The following is a 15950-nucleotide window of genomic DNA, read 5'->3' as shown; positions in this document are numbered from 1 at the left end:
TATTATTTAACCAAGTTATAATGCTTGACAAGTATTAGCTGGTTTTTTTGTTCTATCGGTACCAGTTCTTATCCCGAGGCCGCCGCTGAAAGCTGCCCTATCCAGAAAGTCCACTGGCGGGACAGCCCTATATAAGAAGTCTAAGTAAATTTTGATTTTGCTCTACATCGATCACCTAATGCTTTCAGTTTGAACACAGTCTGCCAAGGATCGTACAGAAAGCGTTTCTGGAGAAGAAGGAAGAAATCTCGCTTCTCCCGGAGAACGTTGCAAGAAGGAGACCATTTTTGGAAGCCCCGGAATAAGATCGAAAAAATTATCGCTGAAAATTCCTTCTGTTTCCGTTGATAGCCATACCTGACGAGCAAAACTATTGCATGCGACGTTAAAGGTTGTGCCGCCTTTACCGGGAACCTCCGTCACTGTGACTGTTGGAGCACAAAGTTTCAAGTCTTTATCTTTCACGAAGTAATGCTCCTTGCTGTCCGTTGTTGCTCCCGCCTGCACCAGCTCCGCTAGGAGTACGACCGCTGCTGGATCGTGATTTCCCAGCAGTTCAACGCTCGAAGATTGATAAAGTATCACGGAAGCTTGGGCTTCCGCTTGCACCGGAAGCGAGAATTCCTGCAATTTGTCACCTGTAAAGTTAAATAGTCGGAGATGGAGCGTTCCTTGGAGCGGTAACGAAACATCAGAGATCAGATGAACGGAAACCGTGTCTCCCTTCTGTGTAATGACGAGGCTCACATCTCGAAAACTACGCTTGACCAGGTAATGGAGGGCTTTCCAGCGACCAAAATAATCGATGCCCGACCAGGAAGCTACAGGCCAACAATCGTTCATCTGCCAATACAGAGTGCCCATACAGTAGGGCTTGCGGCTGCGGTGGGCTTCGATTGCCGTTTTCATGGCCTCGGCTTGCTGGAGCTGGCTCATGTATAGGAACGATTCGAAATCGCGCGGCTCTTTCGTGTACATATCCATGTAGCTTTTGATCAATTGATTGCCGGAACCGTGTTTCTGGTGGGCCAGCATAATATTGGATTCGAGTGTCATACTTTCTTCATCCGCATATGTCTTGACGGTTTTAGGTTCGGGAAACGACTGAAAGCCGTATTCACTCATGAACCGTCCGACATATACATTATAGTTATCAAAAGGTTCCTTATTGTGCCAAACGCCCCAGTAGTGAATATCGCCGCTGGTCCGGCGGGGATTGGCATGCTGGTTCTCGTCCCGGCTGAGCGATACCAGCGGAGAGGAGGGCCAATACTCCGCGACTGGCGCAAAGCGGGCTACCGCCTCTGGTAGAATCTTATGGAAAATCGCTTCATAATCGGCCCATATCTTCTCACGGAGCTCTGCACTATACTGTCGCTTCCAGCCCCATCCGGCATTCTCGTTGTAATGCGCCCACGCCAAATCGATTTCATTGTTGCCGCACCAGAGCACGATGCTCGGGTGATTTCTCAAGCGAGTTAAGTTGTCCTCCGCTTCCTGCTGTACATTGGCGAGAAATAGCTTATCTCCCGGATACATACTGCAAGCAAACATGAAGTCTTGCCATACCATCAGTCCATATTCATCACATAATTCATAGAATATATCCGCTTCATAGATTCCGCCGCCCCAACCGCGAAGCATATTCATATTGGCTTCGGCTGCAGACGAAATCTCGTGGCGATAGCGTTCATCCGACACCTCGGGAAGGAAGCTGTCATTAGGGATATGGTTTGCACCTTTGGCGTATACAGGTATTCCGTTAAGCTCAAAATAAAACGAGGTGCCGGTTTCATCCGCATCCCGGATGAGCTTGACACTTCGCAAACCGGTACGGACCGAAGCCGAAGCCACAATGGACTCTTTTTGCTTCAGTGATGCATGAAATGTGTATAAATTGGGCTCGCCGAGTCCACGAGACCACCAGAGCTTCGGATTTGTAATGGATACTGGCAGTTCAATAATCTGAGTGCCGGGGTTTAAGCTCATCTCGGTATCCCAATGCAATCCTTCAGACGTCAACGTCAACTCGGCATCGAGTGCCTCAACGGACTCAATGGTTACGATGGCGGTAAGCTGGGCCGATTCAGGGCTGATCTCATCCTGGCGGATATACAGATCGCTTATTCTTGCCCCTGACCAGGCCTCAATCCGGCAAGGACGCCATATACCGCTCGTGACGAACCGTGGACCCCAATCCCAACCGTAATGATAAGGCGCCTTTCTTGCAAATACGCTGACCTTTTTGTCTTCGAGTCCGCCGAGCACCGATTGATCATTGGCGGCAGGGAGGGTATAACCAAGCCTTTCCAGTTTGGGGAGGTCTTCCAGAATCGGTGACCGAAACCTGACGCTGATACGGTTGTCGCCGGAAACGATACGCTCTTTGATATCTACCCTCCATCTCCGAAACATATTGTCTGCAGTTAAGGTCAATTCCCCGTTTACATAGACATCGGCATACGTGTCGAGACCGTCAAAGACGAGCTCAAGCCGGGATTCCGCCCCTAGTTCCTCCGATATTGAAAAGACCGTTTCATATTCCCAGTCTTTCTTGTCGATCCACTGTAGTTCATGTTCATGGGTTCCGTAAAACGGGTCGGGAATTTTGCCGCTTCGGAAAAGATCGGTATGCACACACCCGGGAACCTGAGCAGTCAGCCATTCCCCTTCATCACAAGCTTTAAATAACCAATCTTTTAAGTCTATTACTTTCGGCTCCATACTGTTCTCCTTATAACCGTTATTGTATGATGACGCACGACAGACTAGGTTTGACCTATCCGTTCCTAAGAAGCTTTATAATTTCATTGTAGAATAAATTGGCGATCAGGCCTTGTCCATCTCCATTCGGGTGCACCGTTCCTTCAGGTGTATTGATGTACGTATTGCCGGCGGTAGCCGCATACAGGTCAGCGCATGGAACCCCTTTGTTCAGGCAAGCTGTTTTCACCTCGTTTACCTTTACCATATTTTGTTCACTCGTATAGTAGCTGTTGTATTGGATCGTCGAACCTATGATATTGGCATCTGGCATCAGTTCCCGTATTTTATCAAATCCCCGTTCCAAATCGGTGCGGGGGTTTGTGTTATTCATCCCCGCAAGCCATAGGATCAGATCGGGCATTCTCGGAGCGACAACGGCATCTAGAATTTGGGTGATGGTATGGATCGGAGCACCGGACAGACCGTGTATGCTTACCGGAATGGAGAGCATTTGCTGAAGTCTGCGTCCATAGAGCGAGTCGGGCCGGGAGGCGACATTGGCACCGAAGGTGATGGAGTCCCCGATACAGACGATATTTCTAATATGATCCGTTCTCGGATGAACGAAATCGGGCAGAAGATAATCGATATCAACATAACAGGCTGTGGATGCGGCGTTTTTGATTCCCTTTTTTCGAATGGATAGGATGTGGTAGCCCTCTGTTAGGCCGGTTATGGAATACACTAGCGCGCCGTGCTGTGCAGTGGCGCTGTAGAAGTCGATTTCTCCGTGCGGCACGTCGTCGACCAATACATCGGCTAGGCCGAAGCTGTTCCCCTTCGTGGCATATATGTCAATCCCTCTGATGTATCCGCTCCAGGAGGCCGACGCGTTGGCCGCAGGCGTTCCATCCGAATCATGTCTGCTGTGCAGACTGGCGTTGGCCGTATGCTGGACGGTCCAGTTGCCGGTATAGGCAATCGCCCCATCCTCCACCTTTAATTTAGCCATTAGCAGCTCCTCCTTGTTCAAGTATGGATGGGCACGACCCATACGGTCCAACTGCCCGTGAAATTCGAGACCTCCACGCGAATAAAGCGGGATATGTCCTGTAGGACGAAGGATGCTTCTCCCGTGATTCCGCTCTTTCTGGCGTCGGGTCCAAGTTCGTCGGTATAGGTACCGTTTTCGTTCGGTGCTCCTTTTACGACTACGTCAATGGTAGAAGTGGCCGAGGCGGCCTTCACGTACACACGGCACCGTGAATACCCGTACAGGTCCATTGGATTGCTGACAGCAGTCGATCCGGTTGGCAGATAAATATAAGCCGGGGGCAAAGCAGGAACTGGCAGCTTCATGTTTACAACCTCCTTACAGGGTGGGATAGAAAGAAAACACAGCTTAGCCTTTATTTTAGGATGGGGAGCAAGGAGGGGGATATGAGACGTTTTTGATTTTGTTGCCCGATATTAACGACTTTGAACGTCGGGCTTTGAATCGTAGAATCTTTCCAGAAATCATAGCTGGGTTCATGGCTCGGAGGATCGATGCGCATTAAGCTTAAAGGCATGAACCGGTTCAGCACACTGATGTTTCAACAGGAGGGGTGTTATGGATTATTCGGGAGGGGTGCAGAAGCTTCGAATAAGCGATAACGGGCGATTTTTGATCCGTGCGGACGGCTCACCGTTTTTTTGGCTGGGTGATACAGCTTGGAATTTATTTCACAAGCTTAGCCGGTCAGATGCTGAGGCGTACCTCAAGACAAGAGCAGAACAGAAATTCAATGTGATCCAGGCAGCGGCCCTGGCCGAACCTGATGGTGTACGCACCGGAAATCATTATGGGCGAAGGCCGCTCAAATGTAACGGAGACGGTCATTTTGATCCTGGACTGTCCGACACGGATGAAGGATATTCCTATTGGGATCATGTCGACCATGTCATCCGGACGGCATCTTCGCTTGGGCTGTATGTTGCCTTCCTGCCAACTTGGGGGGATAAGTTCAATCAGCTGTCCGGTAAGGGTCCTGAGATTTTTACAAAGGACAATGCCTATGTTTACGGATCGTGGCTCGGTCAACGCTACAAGAACGACGACAATGTGATCTGGGTGCTCGGAGGGGATCGTCCGCTTCAGAATCGTCGTCATTTCGATATTATCGAAGGCCTCGCAAATGGGTTGAAAGATGGGGGAGAAGGAACATGCCTGATGACTTTTCATCCGAAAGGCTCGGCGTCCTCCTCGTATCATCTACATGAAGAGAACTGGCTGGATTTTAACATGGTCCAGTCCGGGCACGGAGACGGGGAGCGGGACAACTACAGATTGATAGAGGAGGACTACACGCGCAGTCCGATCAAGCCGGTACTTGATGCAGAGCCTTGCTACGAGGATTTTCCCCGCGGTTTTCAAAGCGAGCGAGGGTATTTTGACGACGCGGACGTGAGAAAAGCGGCTTATTATGCGGTGTTTGCCGGCGCTTTTGGTCATACGTACGGCCATCAGTCTGTGTGGGCAATGAGTGACGGAATGTACGATTCGTTTGAGATGAAGGGGCAGGGCTCATTTTTCATTATGGATTGGAAAACGGCGCTCGACCGCCCCGGAGCCAGGCAAATGCGGCATCTCAAGACATTGATGGAATCCCTGGACAGTCCGCTAGACCGTGTTCCCGACCAGGAGCTGATCGCGGACAATTGGAAGGGTTCCAATTATATGGCGGCCACCCGGGGCGAAACGTACGCGCTGATCTATTGCCCGAGCGGCTTGTATGTCCGCGTCGTGATGGGGCGGATCGCCGGGAGCCAGGTGATGGCATCCTGGTATAGGCCGGCAACGGGGGAATGGTTCGGAATCGGCATGTTCAACAATCAGGGAACCGTCACGTTTACGGCACCGTCCAGCGGGCGAGGGCAAGACTGGGTGCTTTTCTTAAAAAGCGATAAGGTCTAATTCCCTGCGTGCCTGGGATTTCTGACTAGCTGTCAGGTGGGAGGGACATGGAGGCCGTTTTGCGATGGTTTGACCCAAAAGCGCGGCTTCTCCTTAATGTAGGCGGACGGCAGAATGCCGGTAATTTTCTTAAACACTTTATTGAAATAGGAAGGCTCGCAAAAGCCAAGATAGTCCGAAATTTCACTGACGTTCATCTGCGAGCCTGTCAACAGGTCGCAGGCGGCCGAGATGCGGATCTGCTGGATGTATTCGGTTAATGTGATCCCCGTCGCTTGCCGGAACAGGCTGCTTATGTAATTGGGTGTCAATTCGACATGAGCTGCAAGATCCTGAACGGATATCGTCTCCCGGTAATGCACCAGAATGTACTGCTGCAGCTGCATGACAAGGCTGTGGGACTTGGCCGGGAGGGAGCGACTGCCGGCGTCTTCGTAAAGGATGGCCAGCATCTCCAGCATCATGCCATGGCAGAGGGTCTGTGTATAGGGGGCCTTGCGAAGCCAGTGCTGGGTAAGCAGGGAGAAACGGTGTCTCATATAGTCAGCATTGACCAATTTGGCCTTAAGACTATGCGGCTTCGACAGCAGCGGAAGTCCCTCGCCGTCTCCATTATAACGGAAATGAGCGGCATACATGTCGTGTGGTCGTCCGCTGATGTTGACGGCTGACCGGCACGTACCTTCGGGAATGAACAGCATGTCGCCTTTTACCAGCGAAAACTGAGTGCTCCCGTCAATGCTGTAAACGATTTCACCAGAAGTCAGAAGCAGCAGGATATCATGTTCTGCCGGAGCGGGAGGAACATGCCATCGGGACTCGCAGTGCTCGAAATAGATTGCAACGGGTTCAATCATGGGATCAGATCAGCTCCTTTTCCCGAAATGAGTGATTAAGGGTCATTATAAGCGAATCGCGTTTTTTTTCCAACGGGTTGTTTTATATAAACTTGGCCTGACATTTTTAATCGATAAGCATAAAACAAACGAATCAGGTGGTGTTCGATATGAGTGGATTAATCCAACGTGCCAAAGCCCGAGTGGGTGTAATAACGGTGGGGCATGAGCCTTACTGGGGGCAATTCGCGGGACTGAAGGAAGAACTTCAAGGGAACGGAAAGAAATTCGAGGATATGCTTCGGAAGCTGGATGTCGAGGTGGTATCGGCAGGTTTCGTGGATAATGTGGATCAATCCTTCGCGGCGGCGGCCCGTTTGAAAGCTGCAGATGTGGATTTTCTGTTTTGTAATTTAAGCACTTATGTGACCTCCTCCTCGGCGGCAACCGCGATTCTTAATCTTTCGGTGCCTACCGTACTGGTAGCATTGCAGCCTTTAAAAAAGCTGGACTATCGCCATACAACCACTTATATGCAGCTGGCCAACGACAATATATGCTCCCTTCCCGAAATCAGCGGCGTTCTTGTGCGGGCAGGAAAGCCGGCTGCAGGCATGATTGTCGGCACACTGGGCGAGGATGCAAGGGCAGAGCGGGAGCTTGCGGCGTGGTGCCAGGTTGCCAATGCCCGCAGAGCCTTCAAGTATGCCCGGATCGGTTATCTGGGCCACACGTACGAGGGCATGTATGACATGAACTCCGACCCTACCGCCTTTACGGCCGCTTTCGGTTCGCATATTCAAATGCTGGAAATGTGCGATCTTGCCAAATTGGTAAATGGGGTGACTCCTGCCGAAATGGATGACAAGCTGGATGAAATCCACAGCTTGTTCACCTTGGCTGATCCGTTTATCGATCCGATTACGAGACCGATTCGTCAAGAGGATCTCGATTGGTCCGCCAAGGTGGCTGTTGGGCTTGATAAGCTGGTTTCCGAATACGGGCTGACCGGACTTGCCTATTACTACCGCGGATTGGACAACAACGAATATGAGCGCATCAGTTCGAATATGGTGCTCGGCAATTCGCTGCTTACCGCCAAGGGCATTCCCCTAGCAGGGGAGGCGGACTTGAAAACATGCGCGGCCATGCTGATCATGGACCGACTCGGCGGCGGCGGCTCTTTTGCCGAGCTGCATCCGTGCGACTTCGAGGACGATATCGTGCTTGTCGGACACGACGGACCGCACGATATTCGGATCAGCGACGGAAAGCCAGTTATCCGCGGATTGGACGTGTTCCACGGCAAGAGCGGATCGGGCATCGGGGTGGAGTTTAGCATAAAGACCGGCCCGGTGACGCTGCTAGGCATATCGCAGACGGCGGACGGGCGATTCAAAATGATTGCAGCCGAGGGTGAATCCGTACAGGGGGAGATTCCCCAAACCGGCAATACCAATACGCGCTGCAGTTTCGGATGCCGTGTCGCCGAATTCGTGGAAAATTGGTGTGCGGCAGGACCTACTCACCATTTTGCCCTCGGAGTTGGTCATCTGAATGCCAGGATCAAGAATGTGGCCCATGTGCTGGGCATTGAACTTGAAGTGGTACAGGGGGCATATAAACGATGAGCCAATCCAGAGAACGTCAACGAAGGCTGAACCGGGTCACGCTCGAAATGAGTCTCAAGCCGTTTACGAATTTGGAACAGATGGCGATTGATGAGGTGTGCGCAGAGGCCATCCGTCAATGGCTCCCGCTGATCGGCATGGCCGATAAGGCTTCGATGCTGTTGTGGGTGGCCGACGGCAGTGAAATATTAACCTGGAATGGGAACGAGGAGACTGAATTCGAATGGGCCAGGTATATCGGTTTCGCAAATGAGCATTGTTTTAGCCACATTCAGGGCGATGACGACCCAAGAATCGCTCGCCCCTACAGGGATAACCCTGTCCGTATGACTTACGGTCATCTCGGAAGGATTGTGAGCAGCTTCAAACGGGTGGCTGCAGAGCAATTCGGGGTGAGCATGGAGGTGGGGGCTACGTTTGATGCCGGTCCCGAGTTTGCTTATTCCGATTTTAAATATCGGGATCATCCGGAGATTAACCGGGCAGAGATTGGAGGGCAGTATATTTCGCTTAAAGCCGATTATACTGTCGTTTGCACCTGGTCCAAACTTCACGGAGACGGTACCGCGTATGCGGCTTATCCGAACGGGATTCCCGAAGGTACTCCTTTCGGTGAATTCCTTGGGCGTCAATGCGCCAGCTTTCTGCCGACACTGGGGTTTGATTATATTTGGTTTTCCAACGGTTTTGCGGTGTCCTATTTTCCCTGGACGTATTTGGGCGCCAATTATAACGGCTCGCAAATGCCTTTGACAGATTACAACGAGCTGTCCACAAAGGTGATGTCTTTCTGGGACGATTTCAAACGCGAGTGCCCGAATTATCGTACCGAAATCCGGGGCACGAACTTCGGGACGGGGATGGATCTGGCAAAAGATTACATTCCGATGCTTCCCTTGTATGAAAAAGGATACATTGAGCTCCCGCCGCCCAATTCGCCGTGGGGAGCCCTCAATTATGACTTTGGACTGGAAATGACGGGTTACCTGTCCAGAATCGCTGAAATCCCCGGTGTTACTTATCCGTTTCGTTTCTATCCGAATGATCCGTGGTTCTGGCAAAATCCGTGGCGGGATTTATATGACCGCGAGCCACATGACATCTACTGTCCGCTGGCCGCAGCCAGGGTGAACCATGCGGGGAACCTGGAGGGACCCGGAATTGTGGAGATTCTGACGATTGATACGGAGAAGGGTGAGCTGAACGAAGAGGATGCGCAGGAAATTATCTCGCATCTGCGAAGAGCAATAACGCAGGCGCCGGATCAGCCCGGCCTCTTAACATGGGTTTATCCGTTCCGGGAGCTGCATGATAGGGTCGCGGGATCGAGCGAGCATTCCGGGAGCGTCTTTTTTCATGATTGGTTTATCCGCAACGCCATCAATCAGGGATTGCCGCTGAACACGGTGATCGGAACAGACAGCTTGTTTAGGATGAACCAAGACGCGGCTGGGAAGCTGAAGGATACGATCCTTCTCGTGTCGGCTTCTTGGCTGACCGGCGCGAATGCTGATTACTTTACAAATTATGTCCGCTCGGGCGGCCGGCTCCTGCTTTACGGTGCTGTTAACGACTCCGCGTTGCTGGACCTCCTAAATTTAAAGTCAGGCGAGGCGCTGGAAGGCGATTTTGAGGTGGGCCACTTTGATTTTTCGGAAGATGGACTGTCCGTTTCCCAACCGTTCCGATCAAGGAAGTTGCGCCATCAGGCACAGATTGGTGATGGAGGTTTCCGGGAACAACTCAAGGATGCGAACGATGCATTCACCACCTTGGCAGTGGATCTTCATCAAGATGGCGAGGTGCGGGTGTATGCGATAAGCAGACAGCATCCGACCTGGGGGGGCGGCCGCGTCGGCTGGGTGAGAGGCTCCCTGCCGTTTGAAAATTCGGGTATTACCCATCTGCCTATAAGACAGGAAGCTTCGCTGCTTGACAGCTCCGTTGTCCTGCGGTACATGCTCCAGCACTTCGGATACACCGTTGTGCAGGACAAGTACGAAGAATCGTCTACACCTGCGCTCATGTTCGTTAAGCGGCATGATAATGCCTTTATATACACCGGATGTAAGAAGGACTCCACGGTTTCCTTCCGACTCCGGACGCCGGAGGGCATTCCGGTCATCATAGGTCAAGCGACCATGGCAGGCGGTTCGGATGCAGCCTATGCACTGGATCGGACCTTCCATGACGAATGCCGGGTATTTGTGGACCAGGACGAGCCGGGACAAATATGGTGCCGTGAGAACAGCCCGGTATCCACCAGAAAGGTGGATCCGGTCCGGACGATTACCGTCGGCGGCCTCAAAAAGGCTGCAGTGACCATATACCCACCTTTATGGGCGATTGAAGAGGGATGCCTGGATATACGACACGACTATGCCACGCTTGAGGAAGTACCCTGGACCCGGCAGGGGGACAAGGTTTTTGTGAAAGGGATCAGCGGTACGATTAACATTTCCTGGTGAGAGAGGAGCGTGTTACGATCATGAAATACCGGATACAACTAACAGCGCGTGCACAGAAACTTGCGGATTCCTTGGACTTTCAGGGTTTGCTTAATCAGGTGGTGTGTCCTGCTTACGCAAGGATTCAGCAGGAGCAGCGAAAGGAAGAATTCGGAGCGATATTCTTCCATCCGATGGAGGTAGCAGAGCTTCGGACCGTGATTGACCGCTTCAAGAATGCGAGTGCCATTCCGCCGTTAATCGTCAGCGATTTGGAAAGCGGGCCGGGTAACATGATTCAGGGAACGGCCCGTTTCCCATACATGATGGGACTAAGCCAGTGCAATTCGCCGGAGCTGGCTTACGAAACCGGAAAGATCGCTGCCGAGGAAGCGGGGGAAATCGGATATAACTGGACATTTTCCCCAGTCGTGGACCTGGCGGCCGACCCGGATAGTCCAGTCGTCAGCATGCGGAGCCCCGGCAAAGATCCCGAACATGTCATAAAAATGGCCGGAGCCTATCTTCATGGGCTTCAGGATCACGGAATGATGGCAACGATCAAGCATTTTCCTGGCGACGGACATTCCTCGCTGGATCATCATTTGACCACGCCAGTCAACCCGTTGGGGAAGGAAGAATGGCGTCAGGGTCCGGGACGCGTATTCCAAGCGCTGATCGATGATGGCGCCATGGCCGTCATGCCGGGCCATATTTCGCTGCCTGCCTTCGACGTGCCGGATGAGAATGGCTTATATCCCCCGGCCACTGTATCCAAGCGGCTGCTGATCGACCTCCTGCGAAAGGAGATGGGATTCGAAGGAGTTGTTGTTTCGGATGCTATTGAGATGGGGGGAGCGGTGGGTTACTTGAACTATTACGACGCATGTGCGGAAGCGCTGGAGAACGGATGCGACGTCCTGCTGTTCCCCCGCGTGAATGACCGTTTCTACGCGGAAATGGAGAAGCGGCTGCAAAGCGGAATGTTAACGCTGGAGACGCTTCGTGACCGGGCTTGCCGCATCCTTTCCTTGAAAGAACAGATGGGGTTGTTTGAGGAACAGGCGTCGGGGCTCAAACTGAAGCTGCAAACTCCAAGCATAGACAAGGAGCACAACCTGCGAATCGCGAATCACGTGGCCCGGGAGAGCATTACGCTGGTAAGAGACCGCAAGAGTCTCATCCCGTTTGCCATGAGGCCCGAGACCCGAGTCTTGCATGTGGTTATTATGAACAATTATGACCGGTATGAAGATCTGTATGACCGATTAAAGGGGGAACTCTTGAAGCATACAGCGAATGTAGAGCAGTGGCTGGATCCTGGTCCAGATCGGCTGTTCGAGGCAGCAACAAACGGGCAGTTCGATCTAATTCTCTGCTCGATCGGAAGCCGGCTCAGCTATGGGCTCAACGTGGTTCGGCTTCATGATGAAGTGGCCCGCAATATGATGGGCGGCTGGACCAAGATGGGAACCCCGATCATTTTTATATCTCACTATCATCCTTTTGTACACAAAGAATATGAGGCTTCGATCGATACGATCATCAACACCTACGGAGATATAGAGTGCACAGCCGAATATCTAGTGGACGCCATTACGGGACAACATGCCATCCGGCGGGAACTGTACGCCCATGATTAGCGAATGGATTTTGGCTTTCCCATTAATTCTGGGCAAGGACCGCAAAAATGTCCCGTTTCAAAGCGCTTTCTGTTCGCATTATAATTCAAGGTGCAAGGCCATTATGAGAAGAAATGAGGGGTCATGATGAACTATAGAAAGCCAGGCATATTGACGTTAATCCTTATGCTGACCGCGGCTCTGGCACTCAGCGCATGCAGTAGTTCCGGCGATGGTACAAATACCGCAGAGCAGCCGGGAGATAACCAGACACCGGCAGCACCTGCCGATCCGCTGGGCAAATACGATCCGCCGATCGAAGTCACTACGGTTCGCGGCGATATTAACCAAGGATTCAAATATAAGAACGGTGATACGATCGACAACAATATTTGGACACGCATATTCGAAGAGCAGTACGGGATTAAAGTGAAGAACAACTGGACGGTAGATGAGTCCCAGTACAGGCAGAAGCTGAACGTTTCGATTGCTTCCGGCGACATCCCGGACTTCCTGATGGTCAACAAGGAAGAGATGATGAGATTGAACGATGCGGGACAGCTTGAAGATTTGACCACGATATTGGAGCAGTACGGCAGTCCCTACCTGAAAGACCTGCTGCAGCAGGATAACGGTGTGGCCTTGAAGGCGGCAACCGTTGAGGGCAAACTCGTGGGGATCCCCAAAATGCAGGTCAACGGCGGGATCAGCACCGGTGAAATGTTATGGGTGCGGACAGACTGGCTGAAGAAACTGAACTTGCCGGAGCCAAAAACCATCGATGACGTCGTTCGCATAGCAACTGCTTTTGCCAAAGAGGACCCGGACGGAAACGGCAAGGCCGATACGCGGGGGCTTGGCGTGAACAATACGCTGTTCCAGATGCATGGTACGGTAAAAGGTTTTTTTAACGGTTATAAAGCATACCCGGATTTCTGGATTAAAGACGCCAGCGGCAGTCTTGTATTCGGTTCCATTCAACCGGAGATGAAAGCAGCGCTGGAACAACTGGCCAAACTGTATGCCGACGGTATAATCGATCAGGAATTTGCTGTTAAGCCTTGGGATAAGCTCGCGGAGGAGATTGCGGCAGGGAAGTTGGGGCTGGCCTATGGTACTGTATCGGATGGAGGCCACATTCACAGCAAAAACATCGACAATGAACCGGATGCGACATGGAGACCTTACCCGATCGTCTCTGTTGACGACAGTCCGGCGGTGCCGCAGCTTCAGGATACCGCCACGAACTTTTATGTTGTAAAAAAAGGAACGAAGAATCCGGAGGCTATGATCAAGATCGCCAATATTTATCTCAAGCATTACTACGAGACGAACTACGCGCCAGAACCCAATCCCTTTATTTCGGATAGCGACGGCGTCTTTCCGGGGAAATACCACCCGGTTCAGATTGACCCGCTGAACGTGAATCTCGAAGCCTATAAGCAGGTACAAGAAGCGAGGGAGAAGGGTGACGGCAGCATGCTCGGCTTCCCCGCGAGCGTACATTTTGAAAGGCTTACCCAGTACGAAGAAGGCGACAAGAAACTCTGGTTTGCTACGGCTGTGTTTGGACCGGAAGGCTCATACAGCGTCATCGATTACTATAACAATAAAAATTTAGGGATATACAGCGAATTCCAGGGGGCGGCTACTCCAACCATGTCACAAAAAATGTCATCCCTTAAAAAGATGCAGGATGAAGCATTTACCAAAATCATAATGGGGCAATCGCCGATCAGCGCTTTCGATAAATTCGTGGAGGATTGGAAAAAGCTTGGCGGTGACCGAATCACGGAAGAAGTGAACGAGTGGTACAGTCAAAATCAATAGAAGGGCGGGAAGGCGGCATCTCCGCCTTCCCGTATCTTTATATAGGAGGACAGCCGCATGCAGCACAAAAAATGGCGGACCCAGCTGCCGCTTCATCTTATGCTTATTCCGGGGTTAATCGCAATTATCATTTTTAGTTATGTCCCCATGTTCGGCGTGGCGATTGCTTTTCAAAACTTCATTCCGGCCAAGGGAATATTTGAGTCCAAATGGGTAGGGCTCGATAACTTTCGTTACATGCTCGATCTCCCCGATTTTTACCAGATCATATGGAATACCCTGTTTATCGCCAGTATGAAGATTGTGGTTGGTCTGATCGTCCCGGTCACGATCGCTATCTTGCTGAATGAAATCCGGAAGGAAGCGTACAAACGTTCTCTTCAAACGATGATTTACTTGCCTTACTTTTTATCTTGGGTTATCCTGAGCGGTATTTTGATCGACATTCTGTCGCCAAGCACAGGCGTGGTCAATATGTTTTTAGAATGGATCGGACTCGACTCGATCTTTTTCCTTGGGGATAATCGTTGGTTTCCTTATACCCTTGTCATATCGAATGAATGGAAAGAATTCGGTTTTAGCACGATCGTTTATCTGGCAGCCATCGTGGGAATTAATCCTGCACTTTATGAAGCAGCCATTGTGGACGGTGCCAGCCGGTGGAGACAAATATGGCACATTACACTGCCGGGCATGAGGCCGATCATTGTATTGATGGCAACGCTGAGCATTGGGAGCGTGCTCAATGCCGGATTCGACCAGGTGTTTAACCTCTATAGCCCCATCGTATATGAAAGCGGAGATATTATTGATACCTTTGTGTACAGGGTCGGGATGATTGAAGCCCAATACGGATTAGCGACTGCCATCGGTGTTTTGAAATCCTTTGTCTCGCTTCTATTAATATCGATATCCTACTATTTGGCCTATCGCTTTGCAAACTATCGAATATTTTAGGAGGGACATAAACTATGGTAGGAAAAAAATCTTTTTCATGGCGCCTGTTTACGGGGTTGAACTACGCCTTCTTGACAACCTTGGCCGTGCTGTGCGTTCTCCCGCTGGTTCATCTGTTCGCGATATCGTTAAGTTCAGATGCCAGCGTGGCCGCAGGCAAGGTGTTCTTGTGGCCCATCGACTTTACCATTAAATCATACGATTTTGTTTTGGGGCAATCCGCATTCCTCAAATCCATGAGCATCTCGCTGCAGCGTGTAGGCCTCGGCGTTCTGATTAATATGGTGCTTACGATTCTTGTCGCCTATCCCCTGTCCAAAGACGCAACTGCCTTGAAGGGAAGGACCGTCTACGTATGGATTTTTGTGTTTACGATGCTATTCAGCGGGGGAATCATTCCGATGTACATGACTATCCGCACACTCGGCATGCTGGATTCCATGTGGGCTCTAGTGCTTCCGGCCGCCGTACCGGTTTTTAACGTGGTGATCCTGCTCAATTTTTTCCGGAACCTGCCCAAGGAGCTTGAAGAAGCTGCCCTGATTGACGGCGCGGGACACTGGCGGATTCTGTGGAGTATCTTCGTACCCCTATCCGCTCCTTCCATCGCTACCGTAACGCTGTTTGCCATCGTAGGTCATTGGAACTCATGGTTTGACGGAATTCTGTTTATGAATTCTCCCGACAATTATCCGATGCAGAGTTATTTGTATACCGTGGTAGTCGGGATGAATACAATCATCAACAGTTCAACTGATCTTGAGGTGCTGCTGATGGTATCAGACCGCACGGCCAAAGCTGCCCAATTGTTCGTAGGTGCCGTTCCGGTTCTGCTTGTGTACCCTTTCTTGCAGAGGCACTTTACAAAAGGAATTGTGCTTGGAAGCGTGAAGGGTTAATAATGGTATTAGGCGAGCAAGCGGTTGACTTCTTGCCGATTTTACGGAGAAGGCGGGGGAAACCAC

Annotated in this window: 11 protein-coding genes; 7 read left to right on the top strand and 4 right to left on the bottom strand. The window is 51.2% G+C overall.

What is annotated here, in order from left to right; all coding sequences use genetic code 11:
* Window positions 1–171 precede the first annotated feature (171 nt).
* Genes RB297_RS24390 through RB297_RS24380 form a run of 3 tightly spaced genes read right to left on the bottom strand, consistent with a single transcriptional unit; the run spans window position 172 to window position 4065 of the window.
* Window positions 172–2724 (bottom strand): beta-mannosidase, encoded by a 2553-nt coding sequence (locus RB297_RS24390; RefSeq protein ID WP_375121684.1) that lies wholly within the window; start codon window positions 2722–2724, stop codon window positions 172–174.
* A 55-nt stretch (window positions 2725–2779) separates the two neighbouring features.
* Window positions 2780–3718 (bottom strand): SGNH/GDSL hydrolase family protein, encoded by a 939-nt coding sequence (locus RB297_RS24385; protein WP_375121683.1) that lies wholly within the window; start codon window positions 3716–3718, stop codon window positions 2780–2782.
* A 17-nt stretch (window positions 3719–3735) separates the two neighbouring features.
* On the bottom strand, window positions 3736–4065 hold the full coding sequence (locus tag RB297_RS24380) for a hypothetical protein (protein WP_096776262.1): 330 nt from the start codon (window positions 4063–4065) through the stop codon (window positions 3736–3738).
* A gap of 253 nt (window positions 4066–4318) precedes the next feature.
* Between RB297_RS24380 and RB297_RS24375 the strand changes: the two genes are divergently transcribed.
* Window positions 4319–5662 carry a glycoside hydrolase family 140 protein gene (locus RB297_RS24375; RefSeq protein WP_096776261.1) on the top strand — a complete coding sequence of 448 codons (1344 nt, stop codon included), beginning with the start codon at window positions 4319–4321 and terminating at the stop codon, window positions 5660–5662.
* Between the two features lie 32 nt (window positions 5663–5694).
* Here RB297_RS24375 and RB297_RS24370 read toward each other — a convergent pair whose 3' ends face one another.
* Complete coding sequence (locus tag RB297_RS24370; protein WP_119846869.1) at window positions 5695–6519, bottom strand: helix-turn-helix domain-containing protein; 825 nt, start codon at window positions 6517–6519, stop codon at window positions 5695–5697.
* Between the two features lie 149 nt (window positions 6520–6668).
* Here RB297_RS24370 and RB297_RS24365 point away from each other — a divergent pair, with 149 nt between their 5' ends.
* From RB297_RS24365 to RB297_RS24340, 6 genes are all read left to right on the top strand, one after another.
* A complete protein-coding gene (locus RB297_RS24365; protein WP_375121682.1) occupies window positions 6669–8129 on the top strand; it encodes an L-arabinose isomerase family protein in 1461 nt (486 codons plus the stop codon).
* The gene (locus RB297_RS24360) at window positions 8126–10597 is read left to right on the top strand and encodes a hypothetical protein (protein ID WP_375121681.1); all 2472 of its coding nucleotides are present in this window, start codon (window positions 8126–8128) and stop codon (window positions 10595–10597) included. The genes RB297_RS24365 and RB297_RS24360 overlap by 4 nt, the downstream gene beginning before the upstream one ends.
* Window positions 10598–10617: 20 nt before the next feature.
* Window positions 10618–12219 (top strand): glycoside hydrolase family 3 protein, encoded by a 1602-nt coding sequence (locus RB297_RS24355; RefSeq protein WP_096776257.1) that lies wholly within the window; start codon window positions 10618–10620, stop codon window positions 12217–12219.
* A gap of 123 nt (window positions 12220–12342) precedes the next feature.
* The gene (locus tag RB297_RS24350) at window positions 12343–14028 is read left to right on the top strand and encodes an extracellular solute-binding protein (protein WP_096776256.1); all 1686 of its coding nucleotides are present in this window, start codon (window positions 12343–12345) and stop codon (window positions 14026–14028) included.
* A 57-nt stretch (window positions 14029–14085) separates the two neighbouring features.
* Entirely contained in the window at window positions 14086–14985 is a 900-nt protein-coding gene (locus RB297_RS24345) for an ABC transporter permease (RefSeq protein ID WP_096776255.1), read from the top strand.
* Between the two features lie 14 nt (window positions 14986–14999).
* Entirely contained in the window at window positions 15000–15884 is an 885-nt protein-coding gene (locus RB297_RS24340; protein ID WP_096776254.1) for a carbohydrate ABC transporter permease, read from the top strand.
* Window positions 15885–15950: the final 66 nt, after the last annotated feature.

It is taken from the genome of Paenibacillus sp. CR_12 (assembly GCF_041953985.1).
GTDB classification, from domain to species: Bacteria; Bacillota; Bacilli; order Paenibacillales; family Paenibacillaceae; genus Paenibacillus_AQ; species Paenibacillus_AQ lautus_A.
This window is presented reverse-complemented; position numbering and strand designations above follow the sequence as displayed.

Excerpts from the sequence above, each read along its gene's own strand:
- RB297_RS24385 (WP_375121683.1), bottom strand. The coding sequence starts at position 3,718 with ATGGCTAAATTAAAGGTGGAGGATGGGGCGATTGCCTATACCGGCAAC.
- RB297_RS24390 (WP_375121684.1), bottom strand. The coding sequence starts at position 2,724 with ATGGAGCCGAAAGTAATAGACTTAAAAGATTGGTTATTTAAAGCTTGT.
- RB297_RS24350 (WP_096776256.1), top strand. The coding sequence starts at position 12,343 with ATGATGAACTATAGAAAGCCAGGCATATTGACGTTAATCCTTATGCTG.
- RB297_RS24375 (WP_096776261.1), top strand. The coding sequence starts at position 4,319 with ATGGATTATTCGGGAGGGGTGCAGAAGCTTCGAATAAGCGATAACGGG.
- RB297_RS24345 (WP_096776255.1), top strand. The coding sequence starts at position 14,086 with ATGCAGCACAAAAAATGGCGGACCCAGCTGCCGCTTCATCTTATGCTT.
- RB297_RS24370 (WP_119846869.1), bottom strand. The coding sequence starts at position 6,519 with ATGATTGAACCCGTTGCAATCTATTTCGAGCACTGCGAGTCCCGATGG.
- RB297_RS24355 (WP_096776257.1), top strand. The coding sequence starts at position 10,618 with ATGAAATACCGGATACAACTAACAGCGCGTGCACAGAAACTTGCGGAT.
- RB297_RS24380 (WP_096776262.1), bottom strand. The coding sequence starts at position 4,065 with ATGAAGCTGCCAGTTCCTGCTTTGCCCCCGGCTTATATTTATCTGCCA.
- RB297_RS24340 (WP_096776254.1), top strand. The coding sequence starts at position 15,000 with ATGGTAGGAAAAAAATCTTTTTCATGGCGCCTGTTTACGGGGTTGAAC.
- RB297_RS24365 (WP_375121682.1), top strand. The coding sequence starts at position 6,669 with ATGAGTGGATTAATCCAACGTGCCAAAGCCCGAGTGGGTGTAATAACG.
- RB297_RS24360 (WP_375121681.1), top strand. The coding sequence starts at position 8,126 with ATGAGCCAATCCAGAGAACGTCAACGAAGGCTGAACCGGGTCACGCTC.